Origin of the sequence: Pseudidiomarina andamanensis, from assembly GCF_009734345.1 — a bacterium.
Taxonomy (GTDB): Bacteria; Pseudomonadota; Gammaproteobacteria; order Enterobacterales; family Alteromonadaceae; genus Pseudidiomarina; species Pseudidiomarina andamanensis.
Window position 1 is genome coordinate 1,925,391 of sequence record NZ_CP032551.1, and the last position, 23,632, is coordinate 1,949,022.

General features: G+C 46.8%; 25 protein-coding genes and 1 pseudogene. 17 read left to right on the plus strand and 9 right to left on the minus strand.

Annotated elements, in window-relative coordinates:
- Position 1: 1 nt before the first annotated feature.
- Genes D3795_RS09145 through hemF form a run of 4 tightly spaced genes read left to right on the plus strand, consistent with a single transcriptional unit; the run spans position 2 to position 2,411 of the window.
- A complete protein-coding gene (locus D3795_RS09145; protein ID WP_156268122.1) occupies positions 2-475 on the plus strand; it encodes a DUF494 family protein in 474 nt (157 codons plus the stop codon).
- Positions 476-871, plus strand: coding sequence for a DNA topoisomerase family protein (locus tag D3795_RS09150; RefSeq protein WP_156268124.1), 396 nt, complete (start codon positions 476-478; stop codon positions 869-871).
- Positions 872-924: 53 nt separating this feature from the next.
- Complete coding sequence (locus D3795_RS09155; protein ID WP_156268126.1) at positions 925-1,491, plus strand: L-threonylcarbamoyladenylate synthase; 567 nt, start codon at positions 925-927, stop codon at positions 1,489-1,491.
- A 2-nt stretch (positions 1,492-1,493) separates the two neighbouring features.
- Positions 1,494-2,411 (plus strand): oxygen-dependent coproporphyrinogen oxidase, encoded by a 918-nt coding sequence (gene hemF, locus D3795_RS09160; protein WP_156268128.1) that lies wholly within the window; start codon positions 1,494-1,496, stop codon positions 2,409-2,411.
- On the opposite strand, the gene D3795_RS09165 is transcribed toward hemF, so the two are convergent.
- Positions 2,408-2,824: a group II truncated hemoglobin gene (locus D3795_RS09165; protein WP_156268130.1), complete on the minus strand. Its 417-nt coding sequence runs from the start codon at positions 2,822-2,824 to the stop codon at positions 2,408-2,410. The two genes, hemF and D3795_RS09165, sit on opposite strands and share 4 nt — an antisense overlap.
- On the opposite strand from D3795_RS09165, the gene aroE reads away from it, so the two are divergent.
- A complete protein-coding gene (gene aroE, locus D3795_RS09170) occupies positions 2,823-3,647 on the plus strand; it encodes a shikimate dehydrogenase (protein WP_156268132.1) in 825 nt (274 codons plus the stop codon). The two genes, D3795_RS09165 and aroE, sit on opposite strands and share 2 nt — an antisense overlap.
- A gap of 3 nt (positions 3,648-3,650) precedes the next feature.
- Here aroE and D3795_RS09175 read toward each other — a convergent pair whose 3' ends face one another.
- The gene (locus D3795_RS09175; RefSeq protein WP_173021015.1) at positions 3,651-3,929 is read right to left on the minus strand and encodes a hypothetical protein; all 279 of its coding nucleotides are present in this window, start codon (positions 3,927-3,929) and stop codon (positions 3,651-3,653) included.
- Between the two features lie 543 nt (positions 3,930-4,472).
- On the opposite strand from D3795_RS09175, the pseudogene polA reads away from it, so the two are divergent.
- A pseudogene (polA, locus tag D3795_RS09180) lies at positions 4,473-7,251 on the plus strand (DNA polymerase I).
- A 182-nt stretch (positions 7,252-7,433) separates the two neighbouring features.
- Here the strand turns inward: polA and D3795_RS09185 are convergent.
- Together D3795_RS09185 and yihA are read right to left on the minus strand one after the other, a co-directional pair.
- Positions 7,434-8,345 (minus strand): DMT family transporter, encoded by a 912-nt coding sequence (locus D3795_RS09185; protein ID WP_156268136.1) that lies wholly within the window; start codon positions 8,343-8,345, stop codon positions 7,434-7,436.
- A complete protein-coding gene (gene yihA / locus D3795_RS09190; protein WP_156268138.1) occupies positions 8,332-8,970 on the minus strand; it encodes a ribosome biogenesis GTP-binding protein YihA/YsxC in 639 nt (212 codons plus the stop codon). The genes D3795_RS09185 and yihA overlap by 14 nt, the downstream gene beginning before the upstream one ends.
- A gap of 116 nt (positions 8,971-9,086) precedes the next feature.
- Here yihA and D3795_RS09195 point away from each other — a divergent pair, with 116 nt between their 5' ends.
- The 3 genes from D3795_RS09195 to D3795_RS09205 all read left to right on the plus strand — a co-directional run bounded on the left by D3795_RS09195 (position 9,087) and on the right by D3795_RS09205 (position 11,220).
- Positions 9,087-9,713: a c-type cytochrome gene (locus D3795_RS09195; protein WP_156268140.1), complete on the plus strand. Its 627-nt coding sequence runs from the start codon at positions 9,087-9,089 to the stop codon at positions 9,711-9,713.
- 534 nt (positions 9,714-10,247) lie between these two features.
- On the plus strand, positions 10,248-10,769 hold the full coding sequence (gene yihI / locus D3795_RS09200) for a Der GTPase-activating protein YihI (RefSeq protein ID WP_156268142.1): 522 nt from the start codon (positions 10,248-10,250) through the stop codon (positions 10,767-10,769).
- Positions 10,756-11,220 carry a DUF2489 domain-containing protein gene (locus tag D3795_RS09205; protein WP_156268144.1) on the plus strand — a complete coding sequence of 155 codons (465 nt, stop codon included), beginning with the start codon at positions 10,756-10,758 and terminating at the stop codon, positions 11,218-11,220. Before yihI ends, D3795_RS09205 begins: the two co-directional genes overlap by 14 nt.
- Before the next feature lies 1 nt (position 11,221).
- Here D3795_RS09205 and D3795_RS09210 read toward each other — a convergent pair whose 3' ends face one another.
- The gene (locus tag D3795_RS09210) at positions 11,222-12,496 is read right to left on the minus strand and encodes a metal-dependent hydrolase family protein (protein ID WP_156268146.1); all 1,275 of its coding nucleotides are present in this window, start codon (positions 12,494-12,496) and stop codon (positions 11,222-11,224) included.
- A gap of 170 nt (positions 12,497-12,666) precedes the next feature.
- On the opposite strand from D3795_RS09210, the gene cysE reads away from it, so the two are divergent.
- Together cysE and D3795_RS09220 are read left to right on the plus strand one after the other, a co-directional pair.
- Positions 12,667-13,506 (plus strand): serine O-acetyltransferase, encoded by an 840-nt coding sequence (gene cysE / locus D3795_RS09215; RefSeq protein ID WP_156268148.1) that lies wholly within the window; start codon positions 12,667-12,669, stop codon positions 13,504-13,506.
- A 35-nt stretch (positions 13,507-13,541) separates the two neighbouring features.
- Positions 13,542-14,741, plus strand: a complete 1,200-nt coding sequence (locus D3795_RS09220; protein WP_156268150.1) for a tetratricopeptide repeat protein — start codon at positions 13,542-13,544, stop codon at positions 14,739-14,741.
- Between the two features lie 36 nt (positions 14,742-14,777).
- Here D3795_RS09220 and D3795_RS09225 read toward each other — a convergent pair whose 3' ends face one another.
- Positions 14,778-14,984, minus strand: a complete 207-nt coding sequence (locus tag D3795_RS09225; RefSeq protein WP_055439451.1) for a cold-shock protein — start codon at positions 14,982-14,984, stop codon at positions 14,778-14,780.
- 202 nt (positions 14,985-15,186) lie between these two features.
- On the minus strand, positions 15,187-15,729 hold the full coding sequence (locus D3795_RS09230) for a hydrolase (protein WP_310942417.1): 543 nt from the start codon (positions 15,727-15,729) through the stop codon (positions 15,187-15,189).
- Positions 15,730-15,859: 130 nt separating this feature from the next.
- Here D3795_RS09230 and D3795_RS09235 point away from each other — a divergent pair, with 130 nt between their 5' ends.
- Genes D3795_RS09235 through D3795_RS09250 form a run of 4 tightly spaced genes read left to right on the plus strand, consistent with a single transcriptional unit; the run spans position 15,860 to position 19,538 of the window.
- Positions 15,860-16,873, plus strand: coding sequence for a GGDEF domain-containing protein (locus D3795_RS09235; RefSeq protein ID WP_156268154.1), 1,014 nt, complete (start codon positions 15,860-15,862; stop codon positions 16,871-16,873).
- Between the two features lie 16 nt (positions 16,874-16,889).
- Entirely contained in the window at positions 16,890-17,900 is a 1,011-nt protein-coding gene (locus D3795_RS09240; protein ID WP_156268156.1) for a GGDEF domain-containing protein, read from the plus strand.
- Positions 17,901-17,958: 58 nt separating this feature from the next.
- Positions 17,959-18,453 (plus strand): 5-(carboxyamino)imidazole ribonucleotide mutase, encoded by a 495-nt coding sequence (gene purE / locus D3795_RS09245; protein ID WP_092857937.1) that lies wholly within the window; start codon positions 17,959-17,961, stop codon positions 18,451-18,453.
- Positions 18,450-19,538, plus strand: coding sequence for a 5-(carboxyamino)imidazole ribonucleotide synthase (locus D3795_RS09250; protein WP_156268158.1), 1,089 nt, complete (start codon positions 18,450-18,452; stop codon positions 19,536-19,538). The genes purE and D3795_RS09250 overlap by 4 nt, the downstream gene beginning before the upstream one ends.
- Here the strand turns inward: D3795_RS09250 and D3795_RS09255 are convergent.
- Both D3795_RS09255 and D3795_RS09260 read right to left on the minus strand, forming a co-directional pair.
- The gene (locus tag D3795_RS09255; RefSeq protein ID WP_156268160.1) at positions 19,535-20,188 is read right to left on the minus strand and encodes an alpha/beta hydrolase; all 654 of its coding nucleotides are present in this window, start codon (positions 20,186-20,188) and stop codon (positions 19,535-19,537) included. The two genes, D3795_RS09250 and D3795_RS09255, sit on opposite strands and share 4 nt — an antisense overlap.
- Positions 20,189-20,198: 10 nt before the next feature.
- Entirely contained in the window at positions 20,199-20,810 is a 612-nt protein-coding gene (locus tag D3795_RS09260) for a DUF502 domain-containing protein (RefSeq protein ID WP_156268162.1), read from the minus strand.
- A gap of 54 nt (positions 20,811-20,864) precedes the next feature.
- On the opposite strand from D3795_RS09260, the gene D3795_RS09265 reads away from it, so the two are divergent.
- Together D3795_RS09265 and D3795_RS09270 are read left to right on the plus strand one after the other, a co-directional pair.
- On the plus strand, positions 20,865-21,425 hold the full coding sequence (locus tag D3795_RS09265; protein ID WP_156268164.1) for a glutathione S-transferase family protein: 561 nt from the start codon (positions 20,865-20,867) through the stop codon (positions 21,423-21,425).
- A 29-nt stretch (positions 21,426-21,454) separates the two neighbouring features.
- Entirely contained in the window at positions 21,455-23,593 is a 2,139-nt protein-coding gene (locus tag D3795_RS09270) for a prolyl oligopeptidase family serine peptidase (RefSeq protein ID WP_156268166.1), read from the plus strand.
- Positions 23,594-23,632: the final 39 nt, after the last annotated feature.

The window sequence follows — 23,632 nt, forward strand, 5'->3', positions numbered from 1 at the left end:
GATGTTTGATATCCTCATGTACTTGTTCGAGAACTATATACATTCGGACATGGAGGTTGTAGTTAACCACGACGAGCTAACTGACGAACTCACCCGCGCTGGATTCCATCGCCAAGAGATTCATAAGGCACTCGCTTGGTTAGAACGTTTGGCTGACTTACAAGACAGCCAAGCCGCTCCGTATGTAAATAAGTCTGAGAGCAAAAGTACACGGGTCTTTACGGCCGAAGAAGTTGCACGACTGGATTGTGCCAGCCGTGGTTTTTTAATGTACCTAGAGAGCCTTGGTGTATTGGATTTTACCACTCGTGAAATGGTTATTGACCGCGTGATGGAACTCGATACCCAACAGTTTACGCTCGATGATTTGAAGTGGGTGGTGCTGATGGTGCTGTTTAATGTGCCAGGACGCGAAGACGCCTATGATCAAATGGAAGGCTTACTGTTTGAGGAACCCGAGGGTTTATTGCATTAAATGACAGATAACTTCTTGGAACCACAGTCGCTGGGTGTGCCTTGCCCCCGGTGCCAGCGAGATCTGCAACTCAAAAAGGGCCGCTACGGTCTATTTGTCGGCTGCAGCGGTTATCCTGACTGTGATTACATGACGTCGGCCGATTTTGATCCCGGCACTGATGCACCGTGCCCTGTCTGCCAAGCCGGCAAGCTAGTTCAGAAAACGAGCCGCTTTGGTAATTCGTTTTACGCTTGTGACCATTATCCGACATGCAAGTATTCGGTGAACTTGCCGCCGGTTGCTCAAACCTGCCCAACCTGTGAGTTTCCGCTTCTTCTCAAGAAAAAAACAACTGCTGGCGAACGGTTGATCTGTGCAAATGATTCCTGTGATTACAAATCTTCGTTAAAATAACGCAACTTTCGGCAATTATCCGGCATTTTTAGGCATTTGAAGAGATCATCTACATGACTGAACAAACTGATCCATGGTTATCAGCGAAGCAAGCTTTCGCAAACGGCGAGTTGTTGGCTTATCCCACTGAGGCCGTGTTTGGCTTGGGGTGTGACCCTCGTAACGCAGAAGCCGTGAATAGATTACTGCAGGCAAAACAGCGACCACAAGAAAAAGGACTCATTTTGCTGGCGGCAGATTACAGTCAGCTAGTTGGCTTTGTTGCCGATCATAAAATTCCACAAGATAAACGTTTTAGTGTGTTTTCAAATTGGCCAGGGCCGGTCACATTATTGTTGCCCGCTGCGGATAGCGTGCCGGAGTGGCTGCGCGGAGCGCATGATCAAATAGCGGTGCGTGTCACTGCCCATGAACCGGCTCGTCAGTTGTGTAAAGCATTAGGTAGCGCGATTGTATCCACCAGCGCGAATATTTCGGGGCAACCAGCGCTCACGACAGCGGAGGATGTACGTGCAACTTTCGGTGATAGTGTCGCTTGGGTTATGGACGCGCCTACTGGTGGCGCTTTGAAGCCATCGCGGATTATTGATCCACTTACGCAAAAAGTTATTCGGGACTAAGTATGCACGACTCGATGTTAGAACAGGTCAATCACTACTTAAAAAGCCTGCAAGATAGAATCTGCGATGCCTTAGAGCAGGCTGATGGCAAGGGTGTTTTCCAAGAAGAGGCTTGGCAGCGCCCTGGCGGTGGTGGTGGTCGCTCGCGCGTGCTTCGTGATGGCGCAGTACTTGAACAAGGAGGAGTTGGCTACTCGCACGTGTATGGCGAACAAATGCCAGCATCCGCAACAGCTCACCGACCTGAACTAGCTGGTCGTAATTTTAATGCGTGCGGGGTGAGTTTAGTGATGCATCCTCGTAATCCTTATATACCTACAAGCCACGCAAACGTTCGTTTCTTCATTGCCGAAAAAGAGGGCGCTGAGCCTGTTTGGTGGTTTGGTGGCGGTTTTGACCTCACGCCATTCTATCCATTTGATGACGACATCAAGCATTGGCATCAAGTGGCGTATGACGCACTCAAACCGTTTGGCGATGAGCTGTATCCAAAGTTTAAAAAATGGTGTGATGATTACTTTTGGCTAAAACACCGTGACGAAACGCGTGGTGTTGGTGGGTTGTTTTTTGATGATTTGAATGACCGCGGTTTTGAGGAGAGCTTCGCCATCATGCGGGCAGTGGGCGATGCGTATCTGGAAGCTTATTTACCGATTATTGAACGCCGTAAAGATACGCCATATGGCGAACGCGAGCGCGAATTTCAGCTATATCGCCGTGGTCGTTATGTCGAATTCAACTTAGTGTGGGACCGCGGTACGTTGTTTGGCTTGCAGACAGGCGGTCGTACCGAGTCCATATTGATGTCGATGCCGCCGCTGGCGCGTTGGGAGTATGGTTATCAGCCTGAGGCGGGAAGCCCTGAAGCCAAACTTTATGCCGATTATTTACGCCCGCGCGATTGGTTAACCGAACTTTAATCGGTATTAATCATGTGATGCGCCAGTTGCGTGAAGCGCTGGCGCAACTGCATTTTTAACAGCTCATCCTCTATCTGCTCATCAAGCACTTGATACATGCAGAACAGCCATTGATCACGTAATTTCACGTCAATGGTAAATGGCATGTGGCGAGCGCGTAAACGCGGGTGCCCATACTTTTCTTCGAATAATTGTGGCCCACCAAACCAGCCGCTTAAGAATTCAAAGAACTTTTGCCGAATGGCGGTCATTGGTTGTGGGTGTATCGCCAACAAATCTTTTGCGCGCGGGTCACTCTCCATGACATCATAAAATCTTTCAGCCATGGCGCGAACTGACGGTTCTCCGCCAAGTTGGTCATAAATTGATTGTGGGCCTTTGGCTTGCTTGCCCGCACGAAGGAAGTTAAACATGGCGATATTTACTGTTTTTGGGAATCCGGTTGCACATAGTCTATCTCCCCAAATACACCAAGCTTTTGCTCAGCAAGTTGGGGTAGAACTCAATTACACGCGCAGTTTAACATCAGTACTTAGGTTTCGCCGAGCGGTAGCTGAGTTTTTTCGCTCCGGTGGTGCCGGTGCGAATGTTACGGTGCCGTTTAAGCAACAAGCGTTTGACCTTGTCACCTATGTCACAACGCGTGCTCAGCAAGCTGGCGCCGTGAATACACTGGTGCCGCTTGGTTACGGCCAGCTGTTGGGCGACAATACCGATGGCATTGGTCTTGTGCGTGATTTACAGAAGAATTTGCAGCAAAAATTGACCAACCGTGATGTTGTTATCTTGGGAGCAGGTGGGGCTGCGCGCGGGGTCATTGCGCCGTTACTTGAGCAAGGCGTTGCTAGCTTAACCATTGCGAACCGAACCATCGAAAAGGCAAATCTATTGGTTGAAAAGTTTGGGCAACCAACGCTTCAAGCCTGTCGCTTTGAACAACTAACGATTCCAACCGACGCACTTGTTATTAACGCAACCAGTGCGAGTTTAACGGGCCAAAAGCTTCCGCTAGAAAGCGATGAGTTAGCGCATGCCGCATGTGCCTACGACATGATGTATGGTGCGCAGCCAACGGCGTTTATGCAACAAGCGAGACAAGCTGGAGTTGCGGTAGTGCAAGATGGTTTAGGTATGTTGGTTGAGCAAGCAGGTGCGGCCTTTCAGTTGTGGCATGAGGGCGCTGAGTTAGATACTCAAAAAGTGATTCAGAAGTTACGCAAAACAATAGTTGGGTAAGGTTTAATCACGCAAAACAATATCAGGACTGAGGTCGACATCGCCCTCATGATTGACACAGGCAAACTCACTACCACGACGTACAACCGCCAGCGGACCGTCTTCAGTATTACGAATAAAAGCCAAATCAAAGCCAAATTTCTGTAGCTGATAAACCCCAAATTTTTGGTCCATTGACAATCGATCCCACCACTCTGATTGGTTCAGAGCAATACGGCGCCGCTCAAACTCTTCGAGTTGGCGTAGCTCATCTTTTGTCAACTTCATCGATTCTGTTTCCATTAGGGCCACGTTTGGTTAAGTATTAAACAGTCACTTGCATCATATACATTGTACTCATTCAACACTAGTTCAGATTGCTTTTGCAAGAACTATGACAAGCAGTATATAGAAAAAGTAAGACAATGTTGATTCCTTTTGCGCATATGGGTTTTTGATAACGCGCAAAAATTGTTCTAAGAAAATTGCATTTGGCACTGGCAATCGCCGATTAATGTGATAGTCTTCTATTTCAATTCAACGAGAATTGACAGAGCACGCAGTTACCTTCCAAGTATGTGCTAAAAATCAGTTTCCACAACTGAATCAAAATAAGAATAAAACGCAGTCAGGGATTCAGAAGTACTTCGAACCCCTTGTTTTTCAAGACGTTTGTAAATATTAAGTCACCAGAGATCTCTGATCTTTCACTGGTGCGATTTATCGTTTTCAACAGACTTATCCACAACCTTTGCACAGTATACTAATCTCCTCAAGTGGCGAATAATTCGAAGCTGTGGCATGCTACACGGCAACTCCTAGCAGCAAATTTTTGAGATTGCATCCATGGCATCAGCAACACCATCAGTACCCGAAAATCCATTCATTCTTGTTGACGGTTCGTCCTATTTATTTCGGGCGTTTTATGCGCCACCACATTTAACCAATTCTGCTGGCGAGCCGACGGGCGCCATCTATGGCGTGGTGAACATGTTGCGAAGCTTACTGAAAAAGTATAAGCCATCGCACATGGCGGTGGTGTTCGATGCGAAAGGGACAACATTTCGTAATGAAATATACGCAGAATACAAAGCACATCGTCCGCCAATGCCAGACGATTTACGCCAGCAAATTGAGCCATTGCACAAGATAGTCAAAGCACTCGGTTTACCACTGCTGTGTATCGATGACGTTGAAGCTGATGATGTGATTGGCACATTGGCAGAGCAGGCGAGCAAAGAAGGTCGTTTCACCTTAATTAGTACGGGTGATAAAGACATGGCGCAATTGGTAAACGACCATGTCATGCTGATAAATACCATGACGGATACGCTACTGGATTACGACGGTGTTGTAGCAAAATATGGCGTGAAGCCAGAACAAATGATTGACCTTCTGTCATTGATGGGCGACAGCTCGGACAATATTCCGGGTTTGCCAAAGGTTGGGGAGAAAACCGCGTTGGCAATGTTACAAGGCATGGAATCAATCGATGCTATGCTGGCAGACCCTGATGCCATTACGAAACTTGATTTTCGTGGCGCCAAAACCATGCCTGACAAACTTCGTGAGAACCAAGATATTCTATTGATGTCACGTGAACTGGCCACCATTAAGCTTGATGTGCCGCTTGAGTTTCGACCTGACCAGCTGACCATAGAGCCAGCAAATCGTGATGAGCTTATCGAACTCTATAAAAAATGTGAGTTTCGCCGTTGGTTAGCGGAAGTATTAGAAGAAGGTGCTTCGACTGATCAGGCGTTAGGGCAATCGACTCCGTCAGTAAGCGCTAATGAAACTCCGGTAAGCCATGATGATTATGAAACAATCACCACAAAAGAGCGCTTCGCACATTGGTTGAGCCAATTAGAACAAGCTGACTACTTTGCTTTTGATACTGAAACAACCAGCTTGAATTATATGGAGGCTGAGCTTGTAGGCCTCTCATTCGCCATCAAGCCAGGACAAGCCTGCTATATTCCCGTGGCACATGACTATCCGGGTGCACCAGATCAGCTCGACCGCGCTTGGGTACTCGAGCAATTGAAGCCACTACTTGAATCGGAGCAACCGAAGTTAATTGGGCAAAACTTGAAGTATGACAGCCATATTTTGCGCCGCTACAACATCCGTGTGGGTGCCATTCATAACGACACGATGTTGGCATCTTATGTCTTTAACAGCGTCGGTTTCGCGTCATGACATGGACACGTTAAGTTTGCAATATTTGGGGCATAAAGCGATTTCTTTCGAAGAAATTGCTGGTAAAGGCGCCAAACAACTTACATTTAATCAGATTGGATTAGAGCAAGCTGCTCCGTATGCTGCTGAAGATGCGGACGTAACGCTTCAGTTGCATCACAAGTTGTGGCACGAAGTAAGCCAGGTAAAAGAGCTTCTGAACGTTTTGCAAACCATCGAATTGCCGTTGTTGCCGGTTCTTGTGGACATGGAGCAACGTGGTGTGCAAATTGATGCGCCGTTGCTGGCGAAGCAAAGCCACGAAATAGCCATGGAGCTTCAGCAACTTGAAAAAGCAGCTTACGACATTGCCGGAGAAGAATTTAATTTGAGTTCAACGAAGCAATTGCAGGCAATCTTGTTCGAAAAATTGCAGTTGCCGGTACTTAAAAAGACTCCAAAAGGCGCGCCATCAACCGCCGAAGAAGTGTTGCAGGAATTGGCTCTAGATTACCCTTTACCAGATGTGATTATGCGTCACCGCGGCTTGAGCAAGTTGAAATCGACTTACACGGACAAGTTGCCAAAAATGGTGAATCCGCGCACGCATCGCATTCATACCTCGTATCATCAAGCGGTGACGGCAACCGGACGCTTATCGTCGAGCGACCCAAACTTACAAAATATTCCGATTCGTACCGAAGCAGGTCGTCGCGTTCGTAAAGCGTTCACAGCACCAGCTGGCTACAAAATTATGGCCATTGACTATAGTCAAATTGAGCTACGAATTATGGCGCATTTGTCGCAAGATCCTGCGTTGGTCGAAGCTTTTTCAAAAGGTCGAGACATTCACAAAGCGACCGCATCGGAGGTGTTCGGTGTCGCTCTCGAGCAAGTCACAAGCGAACAGCGTCGTCGAGCGAAAGCCGTTAACTTCGGATTGATTTACGGTATGTCAGCTTTCGGTTTGGCGCGTCAACTCGATATTCCACGTCAAGAGGCACAAGACTACATGGATAAGTACTTCGATCGCTTCCCCGGCGTATTAAAGTATATGGAAGACACGCGCGCTCAAGCGAAACGGGACGGTTACGTTGAAACAATCTATGGGCGTCGTTTACAACTTCCTGAAATTAAGTCGCAAAATGGCATGCGTCGCAAAGCTGCCGAGCGGGCAGCTATCAACGCACCAATGCAAGGCACTGCAGCCGATATTATTAAGCGCGCAATGATTGCCGTGGCTGACTATATAAACACCCAGGTACCGAAAGAAGATTTGCACATGATCATGCAAGTGCATGATGAATTAGTATTTGAAGTGCGTGAGGATGAAATTTTTGAGTATCAGAAGAAGCTCGTAGAAATCATGGAGCAAGCTGCGGAACTTAAGGTTCCGCTTATTGCCGAAGCGGGTGTTGGGAATAACTGGGACGAGGCACATTAAAAAATTTTTCAGAAATTAAAAATTTTTTTGAACTATTTTTTATACCGCCAGTCTGAATCAGTGAAAGGCGCATTAAACGAATCGAGTTCGTTTGTCATTACCTTTCTGAGATGTTCTCTCCCTGGATTGTAAGAACTTTTGCCCGGCTTTATGCCGGGCTTTTTCTTTTCTGAAGCCTAAGTTTAGGCAGTTGGCGCAACGCGAGGCTTACGGGCGCGTCGATTAGCAATAAATACGCCAGTCAAAATGGCCGCCATACCAATTGCGTGCTCAACTAAGAACGGCTCACCATCAACCACCCCAAGTATCAACGCCACAATCGGAATGAGGTAAGTGACGGAGCTGGTAAACGTCGTATCAGTCATTTTTACAACCGTATTAAAAATGACGAGCGCCATTGCCGTCCCAACAACACCAAGTATCAAAATCGCTGTTAGCGAGAAATAGGCATCGGGTTGCGAACCAAGTTGCTCAACAAACGGTGTTGCGAACAGCAAATAAATAAGTGCTGGCGGCGCTACTAGAAACAGGCTAACACCGGTTATGGTAAGCGCGCCTAAATCAGGAATGTGATGCTTTATGAGGTTGAGGTTTATGCCGTAGCAAATAGTTGCCACGATAATTAGGAGCGCATAGGCATTAAACTGGAACTCACCACTGGCATTAGCGGTAATTAAAATCACCGTGCCGGCTAAACCAATCAGAACGCCAACCCATTGTTGTACAGCGACAATCTGATGAAAAACCAATACACCAATGATTAGGGTAGCCAGTGGCGTAAATGTATTGAGTACACCAGTCACGCCACTTGGTAATTGTGTTTGCGCAAACGCGAACAAAAACGCAGGAATAAAGCTGCCAACTAAACCCACCGAAATAAGCTTCGGCCAGTGATAACGTTGCACGGTTCTAAACCGGCGCATTAAAAATGGCAGTAACACGAAGCCGGCAGAAGCAATGCGAATTGCAGCGAGCTGATCGGGACGAAAGGCTATAAGCCCTTTTTTAATCAAGATGAAGGAGCTGCCCCAAATCATTGCGAGCAACAACAACAGTAACCAAGCTTTTAGAGGCGGAGTGTCACTCTGTTGCATCGGCGCTAACCGTTGCTTCTGCTGGGGTGTTAAGCCAGTCGGATAGAATCACTTCAACTTGTGGAAGGCCGATTTTGTTATGCGACGAAAACATCTCTACCAGCACGCTACCACCGAACACCAACGCAGCTTCACGAGCCTGTAGTAACGTGCTTTTACGTTGACCAGGCTTCAACTTGTCGGCCTTAGTAAGCAACACTAGAACTGGAATGCCGCAGTCGGTTGCCCAATGCAGTAAATCCTGATCAGTGTCACGGTATGGATGGCGAATATCCATCAATAATACGAGGCCACGCAGAGACTGACGTTTCTGTAAGTATTCACTGAGTGCTTGGTTCCATTTTTCTTTAACGGCCAAAGGCACTTTGGCATAACCATAGCCTGGTAAATCGATTAAGCGTTTATTAGGTTGCACTTCGAAAACGTTGATTAACTGCGTACGGCCAGGCGTTTTACTGGTGCGCGCTAATGCTTTTTGGCGCGTAATAGTATTCAAAGCGCTTGATTTGCCCGCGTTTGATCGACCCGCAAAAGCAATTTCGACCCCTGAATCTTCAGGCAATTGTCGAATATTTGCGGCGCTCGTGATAAATTTTGTGGGCTGAAAGTTTAACGTGGTATTCATAAACGTATTGTGCGACCTCATTTGAAACCACATAGTAGCATGATTAGACGTTTAATCCTTACAACTTTTGTGTAAAATAGCGTCTGTTACAACTACCCAGAGCAGAGATATCGATCATGAAAAAAATCGCAATGTTCGTAGGCCTGTACCTTGGCTTGACTGGTGTTGCCATGGCAGCAACTGGCGATGCGGAAGCAGGACAACAGAAATCCGCTGTATGTGCTGCGTGTCACGGGCCGGATGGTAATGCACCATCTGATATGTATCCGAAAATTGCTGGTCAGCATGAAAGCTACCTGTTGAAACAGCTGAAAGATTATAAGCTAGCTGCTGAAACTGGCGGCGAGCAAGGTCGTGCAAACGCAATCATGCAAGGTCAAGTGATGATGTTGAGTGAGCAAGATATGGCTGACTTAGCAGCATATTTCGCATCACAAGAAATGGAAGGTGGAGCAGCACCGGAAGACGTGATTGCAGCAGGTGAGAAATTATTTGTTGCTGGTGATGAGTCTCGCGGCATTGCAGCTTGTGCAGCATGCCATGGGCCACGCGGCGACGGCATGGCGTTAGCTAACTTTCCAAATATCTCAGGTCAACATGCAGCATATACCAAGCAACAGCTTGAGTTGTTCCGCAGTGGCGAACGCGCGAATGATATGAACAATATGATGCGCGACGTGGCGAGTAAATTGACAGATAAAGATATCGAAATCTTATCTCAGTACATTCAAGGCCTGTACTAAAATAGGCGAGAAAAGGCAGCGAGAGCTGCCTTTTTTGTTTTTTTGTTGCAAAAAAAACGTAAGAAAAGCCCTATAAAATCGCGAGCTTGGCAATAAAGTTATAAAGAAATTCATTTTTAGAACATAATAATCATTGATAATTCGGCACGAATCAGTACTCTGAATGCCATTGGATTTACGGGAAGCCACATAATATAAGGCTTCCACTGTAATCGAAATTAAAATCCAGGGAATAACAACACGGCCAGGAGGCCGACTTTTAACCAAGCAGAATAAAAACAACAGAGCTCGGTTAATGCGCTTAACTAATAACAATAATAATAAAGACCTCACGGACGTTATAATTAAAAACATGGAAGATAATGACAACCGTTCTCGAAATCGCACGTGCGCTGTGTGAAAGAATGAGAATAAACTGGGCGATGGCAACATCGCCTTTTTTATTGCCTGCTAGATCAGTTAAACTATGCGCTACGTTTGCAAGCACGCTATGCTTAAGCCAACGTATTACATTCAACTGTTCTGGAAACACACATGACACGCGTCAAGAAAACCCGCAAAACTGGTCCGTTAGCTCCATCCAAGAAACCTCAAAAGGATTGGGAGCAACCGAAGACAAAATCAGCACCATCAAAACCGACGCATAAAACCAAAGGCCACAAACCGGGTAGCCGCTTTAACCCGCCTTCAAATCAAGGCAAACGCCAAGAAGCGAGTGGTAATTCGCAAGCGCATGATCCACGCCATGGTAGCAAGAAACCAATTAGCCTGATTGATCCTAAGCAAGCTGCTCAGATGCCACAACCGCCTAGCTTCGACCGTAAAGCAGCGATGGCAGAGCTAACCTCTATTGAAAATGATGAGCGCTTGCAAGCGTTGTTAGAACGCGCTGAAGATGGCGAATCATTAAGCGCCGTTGATACAAAATACATGGAAGAGCGTACTGAAAGATTCTCACAGCTCGCTGAAATACTCGGCATTGAGCTTGAAGACGACGATGACTTTGATGATTTAGATTTCGACGACGAATTTGAGGATGACGATGAGAGAAGCTAACTTGCCGGTGTGGACTTGGATTGCCGTTTTACTTGGTATTGTAATCATTGCTGGGTTGGCGTTTTATGCTGGTCGCCTGTTAGCGCAATTAAAGGCGCAGAATCAGCGTCGTGATCAAGCGTTAGCAAAGCGAAATGAGAATCTCCATGAAAGCATCGTGACTATTGCGAAGGCAATGGAGCAGGGGCAATGTCCACTGTCAGAGGGCGCACTTCGTTTAGTCGTGCTGTTGGATTTGCGGGTAGAATCAAACCAAGCAGGGTATGCAGCAAAATATCCGTCGTTGCATGATATGTATGAGCGAATTAAACACATGCCGACTCATGACGCTCGCAAGCAATACCCCAAAGCAGAAATTCGCAAAATGGATAACGAGCGCGAAGGCTATGAAAAAGAGCTGGAAGACGTGATTTTGCATGACGTCCGCCAGCTCTTGAAAGATTTCGCTTAAGTTACTGTTTGTAAACAGTACCGTCTTTCACAACCAAATTGATGTTGCTGAGCAGGGAAATGTCGTTCAAGGGATTTCCCTGTACCGCTACCACATCAGCTCGTTTGCCAACTTCAATGGTACCGATATCCGATACGCCTAATAATTTTGATGCTTCAGCGGTAGCGCTTCGAATTGCTACCAGTGGCGGCATACCTGCTTCAACCATGTAGATAAACTCGCGATAGTTTTCGCCGTGATCGTACACCCCAGCGTCAGTACCAAAAGCAATTTTCACACCAGCTTTGTACGCTTCAGCAAACGTACTTTGAATTTTTGGACCAATCGCTGCAGCTTTAGGCCGAACAAGTTCTGGGAAGAACCCATCTATTTTTGCCCGCTCGGCAACCGAGCGACCAGCCGTAATGGTTGGTACGTAATACACGCCTTTTTTCTTCATCGCGCGCATCACTTCCTCGTCCATGTAAGTACCGTGCTCGATAGAATCAACACCGGCTTCAATGGCACGCAGCATGCCTTCTTTGCCATGTGCGTGAACCGTGACTTTCATTTCGTAATCACGTGCTGTTTTTACCACAGCTTCAAGTTCATCCATCATGAACTGAGGGTTATGTCCGCTTTTCGCAACACTTAATACGCCACCCGTAACCGTTAATTTGATCAAGTCTGAACCGTCTTGATAGCGAGCTCGAACCGCTTGTCTAGCCTCATAAGGCCCGTTCAACACGCCCTCTGCCGGAGTTGGTGTTTCGTACAAGCCGCCATGAGCACCGTTAGTTGGGTCAGCATGCCCACCGGTAGTTGCAAGCGATTTACCTGCAGTGTAAATACGAGGACCAATCACTTTGCCGGCATTCACCGCGTTACGCAGTGCGATACTGGCATTATAGGAATCACCTAAATCACGAACGGTAGTGAAACCTGCCATGAGCGTCTTACGCGCGTAATTAACAGCATCCAAAGTGACGTCTGGTGCCCCTTTGGTAAATTTGTTCATATAGCTGCCGGGGCCCAACTGAGAAGTGAGGTGGGTATGCATGTCGATGAAACCAGGCATCACCGTACCAGTACGACGATCAATCACCACGTCGCCTTCTTGTGGCTGTTTAAAACCGCTTTCAATCGCTTGGATGATTCCCTCATCAATGACAACGGTCATTTCTGATTTCGGGTTGGCTTGAGTACCGTCAATGAGTGTACCCGCGTAAATAAGCGTGTCGGCATGGGCGGTTGAAGCCAAGCCAAGAGCTATAGATACTGCTAATAATTTCCGCATGTGATTTACCTCGCTTTATTTTTGCTATAGTCATCACAGTAGCGAGTTATGACTAAAGTGGTCAATGAAGTGGTCAGCAATTAACCGCTTAAACTGAGTGAACTGACGCAACCATGGCTAAATCTTGGTATAATGCCGCACTTAACGACACCGATTAGGCAGTACATTGCATGTTCAAACGCGTACGAGAAGATATCCAAAGTGTTTTTGCCCGTGATCCTGCGGCACGAAATGCTTTCGAAGTACTCACAACTTACCCCGGACTTCATGCTATCTGGTGGCATCGCTTTAGCCACAAACTGTGGACGTGGCGTTGGTATTGGCTCGCGCGTTTTGTCTCCACTATCTCCCGTTGGTTAACAGGTGTCGAAATTCATCCGGGCGCGAAAATCGGACGCCGCTTTTTCATTGATCATGGTATGGGCGTAGTGATTGGTGAAACCGCAGAAATCGGCGACGATGTAACCATTTATCATGGGGTCACGCTTGGTGGTACAAGCTGGAATCAAGGTAAGCGTCATCCAACTCTCAAAAATGGGGTGGTGATTGGCGCTGGCGCGAAAGTTCTCGGCCCGCTAGTCATTGGTGAAAATGCGCGTATTGGCTCCAATGCTGTTGTGGTAAAAGACGTTCCGGCCGAAGCGACTGTCGTTGGTATTCCCGCTCGAGTGGCTCGAAGTGCGGCTACGGCGGAGACTTCTGAAGTCACTAAACGTCGGCAAGAAATTGCAAAGCAATATGGCTTTGATGCGTATGCGATTTCTGCGGACAACCCAGATCCGGTTGCTACGGCGATTGGTCGTATGCTTGACCACGTGCATTTGCTAGACCAAAAAGTGAGCGATTTGTGTTGCGCAGTGAATCAACTTGGCGGTAATGTGTGTGAAGAAATACCGGATGTTGATTTGGACGATATGGACTTCCTTAAAGCAGAACAGGAAGCAGCTGAACGTCGTCAGAAAGAGCAGCAGAAAGAGCAACCGAAAAAGTCGCCTACTGAAACCGATTAACTCGAGACGATAGCCAGTTGCTAGCGGAGGTTACCATGAAGCTAGCAAATACCTTACTTGCGACAATCTCAATTGTCGTATTATTTGGCTGCGCCAGTCAGTCTCCAACAAATGCTCTGACACAGGCGCGGCTGCAAGCACACATGCCGAGCTTAAATAATGACTTATTCCTCCAGCCTCAACAGTCCGTTGTCTCAGCGCATCAACTGTTTGTGTTAACGTCGTCGCAGCAGCAAGACTTTTTACTCGATTTTAATGGCCGACTCAGCGATTTACCTGAGCACGAGCGCATCAGCGTCTATCTGCACGACATAACCTTCGGATTTAACTACAAAGAAAAAACCTATACCGCGAGCGAAGCGTTTGCCTTAAGTGCCGGTAACTGCATGGCGTTAGCTATTCTTACCAAGAGCTTAGCTGACGTTGCTGGTGTCGAAATTAAATTCCAACGCGTCACCAATGCGCCGGTATTTGACCGAAATAATAATATTGTACTTGTTTCAGATCATGTCCGTGCTCGGCTATACAAGCCACTCGACACTTTCAACGAAAGTGATGATAAAACGCTGTTGAAACGAGCTTGGGTGGTGGTTGACTATTTCCCTTCGTCAGCGTCGCAAAATGCTGAAATGATCACTGATACTGAATTTTTGGCTCTGTATTATCGTAACCGAGCGGCAGAACTGATGGTGGATGGATTGGTGGATGATGCATACGCCTATGCAACTGAAGCACTCAAGTACACACCGAATGACAGTGAAGTACTTAATCTTTTGGGGTTGTTACATGGTCGTAGAGAGGACGTACTTACTGCCGAGCAACTGTTTCGTTATGCGCTGCGACTAAACCCTGATAATTTGAATGTCTTACATAACTATCAATCGCTTGCTAAACGCCAGCAGCGCCATGATTTGGTAGCACTACTGGAACAACGTATTCAATCCATTCCGGAAGCGAACCCGTATACGTGGATAGCCTTGGGTGATGTAGCGTTCACGCAAAATCAACTTGATACAGCCATGATGATGTATCGTAAGGCAGCGAAGCAGGCGCCTTATGTTCATGAAGCGTATTGGGGGCAAGCTCGTGTACTGGTTGCGCAGGGTGAAACCCAGCAAGCGCGACGTGTTTTAGAAAAAGGCTTAAGGGAAGCACGGATATCGGCGACCAAAGCTCAATTTAAAACCGGTTGGTACAGTTATCAAACTCAGGCACAAAAAAAGCCGCTCGATTGAGCGGCTTTTTGGAATTCTTCGCTAGAAGAAACGTAATTACATAGGAACTACGTTAGAAGCCTGTGGGCCTTTAGGACCTTGCTCAATAGTGAACTGAACAGTTTGGCCTTCAGCTAAGGTTTTGAAACCGTCTGATTGGATAGCAGAGAAATGTACGAATACGTCTGCGCCTTGCTCTTGCTCGATGAAACCGAAACCTTTAGCTTCGTTAAAGAATTTTACTTTACCAGTTACTGTAGACATGCTGTGATTCCTCGTAGTGCATGTGAAAATCTAGGGTATTGCTAATAAAAATTACGTGTATTACTTGAGGACTTACAAAACGAGGTACAGCAATTGACTTCGTAACAGGCCACAATTAGACAGCCGAATTTTTCTAGCGACCGCCAGTATACGCCGATCCTACACCCTGTCAATTAAAGATTTATTAATGACAATAAGGGGTTTAGCCGCGAATCCAGTTTTTTGTGATATGTCTGAACTGGTCAGTTCCTGAGCGATGAAGCCATTCATAAGCAGCCATTTCCGATGAAATAATTACCACGCCCTCTTGGCGCATACGTTTCAGTGCGGTTTGTTTGTCACTATCACGACGCGAGCCGACGGCATCTTCTACCACAAATACTTGATAATCATCGGCAATTAAGTCAAGCGCGGTTTGTAATATACAGACGTGGGTTTCCATGCCCATCAACACCACTTGCGAACGGTTGATTTCGTTTATGGCATTAATAAAATTTGGCTCCTGCACCGCACTAAAATGCATTTTCTCGATAACTTGGGCGTTTTCAATGACCCCAGAAAGGTCATCAACGCTAATTCCTAATCCCTTTGGATATTGCTCAGTCACAACCACAGGTACATCTAACTCATTGGCGATTTCACCGAGCCAGCGCATACGAGCAATGAGTTGATCGCGCTGATGGATAACCGGGGCAAGTTTTTCTTGTGCATCAACAATAACGAGTACGCTCTGATCTGCTTTCATGAGCATAATGACAACTCCTTTGATTCGAATTAAATTAATTATGCCGCAAAGTTATTGCTATTCCTAATACTTGGCGATACTTTGACCACTGTCAGGCAATTCACCAAGGTAAGTCACAAGGACGCTGGCCATGCCCAACCAATCAGCAGACATGCTGCTGCAAAGTTTTCGCAATAAAGTCACGCGCAATATCGTGTGGGCGGGAGCTGCTACTCAGTTTTTGTTAGCTGGCGCACAGATCTGGCTGGCAAACTATTTACAAGCCGTGATCATGTTCGCCGCCGCAATCGTTTTGGCTGTGATTGCCTATTCTTATCGGGAAAAACGAATTCCCGATTTTTGGCGTGTCATTTTCATGATGCTGCTTACCTCCATTTGTTTTGCTTCTATTCGTAACAATGGCACCATTGGCGTGTATTGGGCTTATCCGCTGTTGGTTGCAAGTTTCTTTATGTTCCGTGATGGCTTTGCCATTGCGTTGGCGTCAGCAGTCACAATGGTTATGAGTACAGCTGCCCTGATGTATATGCCAGTTAGCGATGGTTGGCGAATTAGTGCATCACTGCTGGTTATCCTGGTACTCGGTAGCGTTTTTGTGGTGATGCTTGGGCGAATGCAGAAATTACTACATCAGCTAGTGATCACCGATACACTCACAGGTCTTCAAAATCGCCATCGACTCAACAATGTCCTGAGTCAATTGATTCATAACTTTCGTCGCTATCACCGCGCCGCGAGTCTAATAATGCTCGATCTTGACCACTTTAAACTTCTCAATGATAAACATGGGCATTTGTTTGGTGACCAGATGCTGAAGCAACTCGCTGCTAGGTTAAAGGCGAGTTTGAGAGTCAATGATCAATTGTTCCGAGTGGGTGGTGAAGAATTTCTGGTGGTTATGCCGGAAACGGAACTCGGAGAAGCAGTAAAAGTTGCGGAAAAATTGCGACGTGCAGTTGAGAACACGCCGTTTGAAGGTAAAGATGCGCAGGCTCACTTGACTGTTAGCTTAGGGGTTGCGCAATTGCGTGCCGAACAAACATGGGCAGAATGGATAAATACCGCAGATACTGCTTTACTTGAAGCAAAGCGCAAAGGTCGCAATCAAGTGTGCAAAGCAGAAAGTTATACCCCAACAGCTTAATTGAGAACGGAAATTCATGAATTCAACAGCAGCCACTCCCGCATTATCACTAAATTTATGGCAACAATTTCGCTTAGTTGCGATGCGTACAATTTATTTTGGCGTTGGCATCGTGATTTTAGTGCTTGCTGGAGTGCTGGCGACTGATGCTAGATGGTTAGAGTCGGGCGCTCTGATAAGTGTGGCTTTGGCATTTATTCTTACCGGCGTTATTTACCGCAATGAGCTGGCGCCGCAGTGGATTAACTTCTTATTTATTTGTGCGCTCGGCACCCTCGTCAGTGTCTCGATGAAGTCATCCGGCATGATGGGCGTTTATTGGATGTATCCGGTGTTAGCTATGGTGTTCTTCATGTTTGACCGCACCATTTTTGTGCTCGTGATCATGTTGATTTACGCATTGTTTGCCGCAGTGATGTATCAATTTCTGCCGTTTGAATACGCATGGCGAATTGCGCTTTCTATGCTGGTATTAATCGGAGTAGGTGCAGTATTCCTCGTCATGATGAGCTATATGCAGCGTAATTTGTCAAAGTTATATGCAACAGACCCATTAACTGGCTTTTATCGCCGTGATTATGTAGCAAACATGATGCAAACTGAATTAGATCGCGCGAAGAGAAATCAGCAGCCGGTCAGTGCCATGTTGCTTGATCTCGACTCGTTTAAGAACGTCAATGATAAGTTTGGCTACATGTTCGGCGATGCAGTATTGAAGGAGACAGCATCGCGATTAGCCCGAGTTTGTCGAAAGAACGATGTCATGGTGCGCTATGGTGGTGCCGAGTTCTTGATTATTTTTCCGAATACGCCATTGAAGCAAGCTGCCGAGTTAACCGGTGAGATGCTTGATAACCTGCGCCATGAACCATTTGCCGTAAAAAGTATGATGACCACAGTAACCGCGAGCGCTGGTGTCGCCGAATGGCGCAAAGGCCAAGATTGGGGGCAATGGCTGGAGCGCGCTGATGCGGCAATGGATAAAGCCAAGAGCCAGGGTCGTAATCGCTTGAGAATTGCGCAATAAATTTGCACCTATCGCTTCTCCTAGCTACAATTCGCTCCTTTGAAAAACGGAGCACCACATGGCACCTGTCTTGATCTTAATGGGCTCGCAGTCTGACTGGCCCGTCATGCAACATGCGGCACAAATGCTGAAAGACCTCGGCGTTGAATGGCGCGCCGAAGTTGTGTCTGCGCACCGCACCCCAGATTTATTGAAAACCACCATGGAACAAGCTGAACAAGATGGTGTTCCGGTAGTTATTGCCGGCGCCGGCGGCGCTGCACACTTACCTGGTATGCTCGCCGCATTCACCGCAATTCCAGTGTTAGGTGTACCAGTACCAAGCAAACAGCTGAAAGGCTTAGACAGCTTGCTGTCAATTGTACAAATGCCAAAAGGTGTCGCGGTTGGTACCTTAGCAGTTGGGCCTGCTGGCGCTGCAAACGCAGGCTTATTAGCGGCACAAATTATTGGTTCATTTGATGCAAATGTTCGTCAACGTGTGCACGCATTCCGCGAGCAACAACGCGAGAAAGTGATGAATGGCCCGAAACTGGAGCTGCCTGAATCATGAAAATATTGTTTATCGGTGATGGTCAATTAGGACAAATGCTGGGCGCAAGTGCCATTAGTCATGGTCACGAATGCCTATTATTTAGTACCCGCAGCAACACCGTTAAACCACTTTCGGCGCAAATTGACTTGCAGTTATCGCTATCCGACGCCATTGAATGGGCGGATGTTGTGAGTTGGGAACACGAAGATATTCCAGCGGATATTTTAGCTGCCGCTCACGATAAGTTTCTGATGGATCCAGCGCGAATTAAGAGTCTTACCGACCGTCGTGCAGAAAAGAAATTGTTTGATGATTGCCGTGTGCCAACCTCGCCTTGGCAAACCTATAACAATGCCGATGAACTTGAGAAAATTCTCAATCAAGCAGAACAGCCATTGGTGTTGAAGACTGCTCGCGGTGGCTACGATGGCAAAGGTCAATGGCGTTTTCGAATGGCCGACAACCCGATTGATTTAGCTCAACAAGCGGGCCAGGCACCAGGTATTGCCGAGCATATGATTCCGTTTCAACGTGAAGTGTCGTTGGTTGGCGCGCGTAGCAAAGACGGCAGTATTTGCTGTTACCCGTTGATTACCAACGTACACGACCGAGGCATTTTAAGTTATAGCTTAGGTGCTATTGACATAGTTGATGAGCGGCTACAAAGCCTAGCTGAAGATTGTTTCCGTAAGCTCACAGATGCACTGCATTATGTTGGTGTTTTAGCGATTGAATTCTTTGTGGTGGGCGAAGGCGACGATGCGCAGTTGTTAGTGAATGAGATTGCACCGCGAGTGCACAATTCGGGTCATTGGACAATGACAGGAGCGAATAGTAGCCAGTTCGACTTACATATTCGCGCACTAACTGGTATGCCATTGCCATTATTACGTTTAGAGCCAACACTGATGATTAACGTGATTGGCGCCGACCAAATTCCTGCAGGCTTATGGCATCATGCAGATACCGATTGCCATTGGTACAACAAAGAGCCGCGTCCAGGCCGTAAAGTTGGTCATGTCAATATTCGTACCTCAAATCGCGACACCGCTTTGACTTGGGTCGCGCAATGGGCTGAAAAACTACAGGTTCTCGCTGACTAAGCGAGAACCTTTTGTAACCACGCATTAATGGCTTGCACCTGCTCGCCACATACCTGATGTTGCATCGTGAACGTTTGATATTCTGCGTTGTAGCCATGCTGTTTTAACCACTGATACGCATGTTGTCCGAGTGCTTCTGGCACCACCGGATCTTGCGACCCATGTTGCACCAAAATTGGAATGTCGTTGTTCGCGGCATGCGGTGTGATGCTTTGATGCGTTGCTAGATAGGTTGAGAGCGCTAATAAGCCACGTAAGTGCTTCGGATAGGTTAATGCCGCTTCATAAGCAACAGCACCGCCTTGCGAGAATCCCGCCAACAAAATATTTTCCGCCGGAATACCGCGTTCAATCTCACGTTCAATGAGTTGATGCACAGCTGCTGCGGAATCGCGAAGTTGCTGCTCATCAACTTCACGACCAAGCGACATACTCAGAATGTCATACCAAGCCGGCATGCGCATACCACCGTTAATGGTCACTGGTATTTGTGGTGCATGTGGGAAAATAAATCGAACCGCTACTGGTGGCGTTAAGTGCGGTACCAAAGGTGCAAAATCATTGCCGTCGGCACCAAGGCCATGCAACCAGATTATCGCGTGAGTAGCTGGCGGTTGTGGTTCAATTTCTACACATGGAAGGTAAGACATGGATACTCCGTTAGTCGTTGTCTTCTGAAACTTGCCGATTTTTACCAAGCCCGCCACTGATAGTGAGTTGCATTGCGTCAGCTGGCGACATATCAAGCGCTTCAACGCTATCACGCGGCACAATTAGCATATAACCACCGACGTTGTAGCTCATCGGTAAAAATACAGCGATGTGATCATCGTCTAGCATCGCCGACAGGCGATCATCTTTTTGGCCAGGTTTTTTTGTGACGATACCAATTAATTTAACGTCAGCACCGGGCAGAGTAACGAGTACCACCGATTCATCTGAAAAGCTTTTGCCCGACATCAAATCAAACACATCGGTAATGGTGCCGTACAAGCTACGTAACACTGGCATGCGTTGCATTAGATTGCCAGGCAGCTCCCATAGCTTACTAATGAAACGCCAACGCGCACTAAAACCGATAATTATCGCCAGCACCACAAAGCTTAAAAAGGCTAAACCTGGAAAATAATATTTGGTGCCAAGAATAGCCTCCCAAATAGGACGTAACCAAGACTCAATAGTCACTAAAAACCAATGAACCAGTGCTATTGTCACCACTAATGGGAGTAGAATGGTGAGGCCTTTGAGTAAATACTGTATTCCACGTTTCATTTTGGTAATCTCAAGCAGAATGAAGGCATAGCTTAACGTTTTTTAGGGGGCTTTATGAAGTTATTTGGTAGTTATACCTCACCATATGTGCGTCACTGCCGTATTGTGTTGGCCCAAAACAATGACAATTTTGAATTTATTCCAACCGATTACGCGCAAAGTGCGCAGCAGTCGCCAACTCAGCGTGTTCCTTTTTTACACGACGACGACGTTCAACTGACCGACTCAGCAGCAATTTTGCGTTATTTGCGTGAGCGTCATCAACAGCCGTTCTGTGACGATGTTGCGGATTTTGACTTATTTTGTCTCGCAAATACGGCACTTGATGCCACGGTGAATTTATTTTTATTAGAGCGTGATAACATAACCACCGATAGCAGCCCATATCTGCAGCGACAGCACGATCGAATTCATACCATTTTGAAAGAGCTCGATCAGCGCGATTGGCCGCAACAAGAAGCCTACAGTGATGGTCAATTACGGCTCGCATGCTTTCTAAGTTGGGCACAATTTCGAGAGCGCATCAATATTGCCGATTACCCAAATTTACAACAGTTTTTACTAGGCATGAATAATCAGCCATGGTTCGCAAATACGCATCCAGCGCTGAGTTAAAAATAATAACGAAGGGAGTTAAACCACACATGAAATATTTAGCAGCTGTGGCTGGCGTTGCATTATTAAGCGCCTGTTCGCCACAACAAGAAACACATACGGAGACCGCAGTGGATGCAAAAATTAGCTATCCAATGACTGTACGCGGTAACGTCACCGATGAATACTTTGGAACCGTCGTAGCCGACCCGTATCGCTGGTTAGAGGACGATCGTTCGGCCGAAACCGAAGCGTGGGTAACTGCGCAAAATGCGGTAACTTTTGAATATCTCGAACAGATTCCTTACCGAGATAAGATCAAAGACCGTTTAGCTGAGCTTTGGAACTACGAAAAAGTTGGCGCACCGTTTAAAGAAGGGAAATATACCTATTTCTATAAAAATGACGGCTTACAGAACCAGTACGTGGTGTATCGTACTGATGAAGAAGGTAACACCGAAGTATTCTTAGATCCGAATACCTTCAGCGAAGACGGTACCACCTCATTAGCAACACTGAGTTTTTCAAAAGATGGCTCGCTCGCTGCGTATGCTATTTCAGAGGGCGGTAGCGACTGGCGTAAAATTATCGTTATTGATGTTGAAACGAAAGAACAGCTTGAACCAACGTTAGTTGATGTGAAGTTCAGTGGTATTTCTTGGTTCGGCAACGAAGGATTCTATTACTCAAGCTATGACAAGCCTGAGGGCAGTGAGCTGTCAGCGAAAACCGATCAGCACAAACTTTATTATCATCAGTTAGGCACCGATCAAGCTGATGACAGGGTTGTATTTGGCGGTACTGATGCAGAGAAACACCGTTATGTTGGCGGCCAAGTGACCGAAGATGACCGTTATTTGATTATCAGTGCGGCAGTTTCTACTTCTGGTAATAAATTATTTATTAAAGACTTAACGAACCCAGAAAGCGAGTTAGTCACCGTTCTTGATCACACGGACTCTGATACTTACGTATTGGATAACGTGGGTACCAAACTCTATTTGGTTACGGATTTGAATGCGCCGAATAAGCGTGTTGTCACTGTTGATGCAGCGAATCCGCAGCCAGAAAACTGGGAAGACTTCATTGCTGAAACTCAGCATGTGTTAAACCCATCAACGGGTGCTGGGTACATTTTTGCCGAGTACATGGTTGATGCGATTGCAAAGGTAGAGCAGTACAACTACGACGGCGAGCGAGTTCGTGAAATTGAATTGCCAGGCGTTGGTAGTGTTGGCGGCTTTAGTGCCAAACATGAAGCTGATGTGGTGTATTACACGTTCACCAACTACAACACGCCAGGCACTATTTATGCGTATGAGCCGGATGCTGGTGAATCAACGGTTTATGCTGAATCAAAAGCACAGTTTGATAGCACAGCTTACGAATCGAAGCAGGTGTTCTACACCTCAAAAGACGGCACCAAGGTACCAATGATCATTACCTACAAAAAAGGTATGGAACTTGATGGTACTAACCCAACCATTTTGTATGGTTACGGCGGCTTTAACATCAGTCTGACGCCAAGCTTTAGCATGACCAATGCGATGTGGCTTGAGCTTGGCGGTGTGTATGCAGTTGCTAACCTTCGTGGTGGCGGTGAGTACGGCAAAGATTGGCACAATGCTGGCACGCAAATGCAAAAGCAGAATGTGTTCGATGATTTCATCGCTGCAGCGGAATACCTGATTGCGGAAAATTACACCTCAAGTGGAAAATTAGCCGTACGTGGCGGTTCAAATGGTGGCTTGTTGGTTGGCGCGGTGATGACGCAACGTCCTGACTTGATGCAAGTGGCACTGCCTGCTGTAGGCGTGCTCGATATGTTGCGTTACCACACCTTCACGGCTGGCGCTGGTTGGGCATACGACTACGGCACCGCTGAAGACAGCAAAGAAATGTTCGAATACCTCTATGGTTATTCACCAGTGCATAACGTTGAATCAGGTGTTCACTACCCAGCCACGTTAATTACCACAGGTGACCACGATGACCGTGTGGTTCCAGCGCATTCATTTAAGTTTGCGGCTGAGCTTCAAGCGAAGGATGCCGGTGCAAATCCGCAGCTCATTCGTATTGAGACCAACGCAGGCCATGGCGCAGGTACGCCTGTATCGAAAACCATTGAGCAGTACGCTGATATCTATGGTTTCACGTTGTGGAACATGGGAATTAAAGAACTGAAGTAAGCGAGAGTTCTGATGAAAACCCCGAATTCCTTTAGGTAT